We start from the raw sequence: 2577 nt of genomic DNA, 5'->3' as shown, positions 1-2577 counted from the left end.
TGCCGAAGCCCAGGCACACCATGGTCGCCGCCGACCGCCACGGCGTCGGCAGCATCCGCCACAGCACGACCGTGCCGGCGACCAGCGCGCCCGTGCTCACCGCCGTCGCGGGGGCACCGCCGTGGCCCAGCCACAGCAGCGGCACGGCCAGCAGCGGGGCCAGCGGCGGATAACCGTACGTCAGGTCGTAGCCCCCGGTCACCGTCGGGGTGAGGGCCACGCCGTGGCCGAACAGCCAGGGCCATGGCTGCCCGTACACCGGGTGCCCCGCGGCCACTTGGCGTGCCGCCTGGGTGGTGAGCAGCGCCTCGTCGGAGCCGTGGTGCAGCACGGTCCACGCGCACAGGGCGAGCGTCACGCCCGTCACCAGCACGCACAGGTCCACCCGGGCCAGCGACCGCTCCCGGCGGACGACCAGGGCCAGCACCCCGCACGCCAGGATCGAGGCGTAGCAGGCCGAGATCACCGCGGCCACGGCCGGCCGGTGACTGGCCGCCGTCGCCCACACCGCTCGGGTGCCGATCAGCAGACTGATGTCGGCGAGCAGGGTCAGGACGCGGTGCCACTGGGCCGGGGACGGCGGCCCGGCCGCCCCCGACTGGGTGCGCGGGCCGGGGACCACCAGCGTGGTTTCTGCCGAGTACACGCCGCAGGACGCTAATCGCCGCAGGTGAGCGGGGCCCGGGCGGCGGTGAAGAGACGGGTGTGAGGCGAGTAAGGAGCCGCCGTGCGCTCAGGAACCGTCGAGGAGCCGCCGCCCGCTCAGTACACGTCCCGTACGTACCGCTTCTCCGCCGCCAGTTGTTTCACGTACGCGGCGGCCTCGGCCTCGCTCAGCCCGCCGTGTGCCACCGCGACGTCCCGCAGGGCCCGGTCCACGTCCTTGGCCATGCGGGAGGCGTCGCCGCAGACGTAGAAGCGGGCGCCGTCCTGCAGCCAGTGCCACAGCTCCGGCCCGTGCTCGCGCATCCGGTCCTGTACGTACACCTTGTTGCGCTGGTCGCGGGAGAAGGCGGTGTCCAGGCGGGTGAGGGTGCCCTCGTCGAGCAGAGCCGTCAGCTCCTCCTCGTAGTAGAAGTCCGTCGCGCGGTGCTGCTCGCCGAAGAACAGCCAGTTGGGGGCCTTGTGCCCGAGGGCCCGTCGCTCCTGGAGGAAACCGATGAACGGCGCGACGCCGGTGCCGGGGCCGACCATGACCATCGGCGTCGACGCGTCGGCCGGGGGCCGGAAGTGCGGCGAGCGCTGCACGAACACCGGCACCTCGGTGTCCGCAGCGGCATCTGCGAGGAACGGCGAGCACACCCCGCCGCGCTGACGCCCGTGCAGGTTCTCGTACCGCACCACGGACACCGTCAGGGACACCTGCCGCGGATCGACCAGCGGGCTGGACGATATGGAGTACAGCCGCGGCTGGAGCATGCGCAGCACCCCGGCCCACTCCTCGGCGCCCGCCCGCACCGCGTACTCGGCGATCACGTCCACGGCCTGCCGCCCCCAGCACCACTGCGCCAGCCCGTCCTTGTTGTCGGGCCGCAGCAGCCTGCGCAACTCGTGCTTGTCCCGGGCGCGTTCGGCGACGAACCGCAGCAGGTCCGGGGTGATCCTCGTGATGTCGAGGTGCCGGGCCAGCGCCTCGGCGAACGGCATCTCGCCGGCACCGGCCACCTCGACGGCCGTCCCGCCGTCCAGCCCGGTCACCGCCAGCCATTCCGCCACGAGGTCCGGTGCGTTGACCGGCCGCACGCCGAGCGCGTCCCCGGCCTCGTACGCCAGGTCCGTCCCGCTGGTGTCGAAGGTGAACCGCCGGACCTCCTTGCCCGCGCCCGGCCGGCTGAGCAGCCGGTTGCCGACGAGCCGGGCGACCGCGGCGGCGGGCTTCGGCTTGGGCTTCGGTTTCGGTTCCGGTCGTGAGGCCGGGGAGTCGGCGGGGGCGGTGGCCGGACCGGCCAGTGCCGAGAGCACGTGGTCGAGCCACTCCCCGGCGGAGGGCTCGTAGTCCGGCTCGCAGTCCGTACGCGGGGCCAGCCGCACGCCGCCCAGTTCGTCGAGCCGCGCGTCCAGCCGGCGCCCGTGCCCGCAGAAGTCGTCGTACGAGGAGTCGCCGAAGGCGAGCACGGCGTACCGCACCCCGTCCAGCCGCGGGGCCCGTTCGCCGGCGAGCGTGTCCCAGAGGCCGGTGCCGTTGTCGGGCGCGTCGCCGTCCCCGAAGGTGCTGGTGATGAACAGCAGGTCCGCCGTGCGGGCGAGCGCGGCGACGTCGGCCTCGTCCATGCCGACGAGGGTCGTACGGTGCCCGGTCGCGGTCAGCCGCTCGGCCGTGGCGGTGGCGAACTCCTCGGCGTTCCCCGTCTGCGAGGCCCACAGCACCACCACCTCACGGCCGGACGGCTCCCTCGCGGGGGCGGCCGGTGGCGTCGAGCGCGAGTACATGCCGGCGAGGACCCCGTTGACCCACAGGGCGTGCTCAGGGCTGAAGGGGGCGTCGGGCGGAAGCACCGGGACGCCGGGGGCGCCCGAGCCGAGCCCGGCGAGGAAGCCGGTGAGGTACTGGCGTTCCTGGGCGGACAGGACCGGGGG

General features: G+C 74.2%; 1 protein-coding gene and 1 pseudogene. Both read right to left on the bottom strand.

Going from position 1 to position 2577, the window contains the following annotated elements; all coding sequences use genetic code 11:
- A pseudogene (locus CA983_RS42640) lies at positions 1 to 646 on the bottom strand (hypothetical protein); the annotation flags it as partial.
- Positions 647 to 762: 116 nt separating this feature from the next.
- Positions 763 to 2577, bottom strand: a 1815-nt coding sequence (locus tag CA983_RS42635) for a diflavin oxidoreductase (RefSeq protein ID WP_143645788.1), incomplete at its 5' end; no start/stop codon positions are given.

The organism is Streptomyces swartbergensis, from assembly GCF_002148965.1.
GTDB lineage: Bacteria > Actinomycetota > Actinomycetes > Streptomycetales > Streptomycetaceae > Streptomyces > Streptomyces swartbergensis.
The sequence above is the reverse complement of the archived record's forward strand: the minus strand, read 5'-3'. Positions and strand labels throughout refer to the sequence as shown.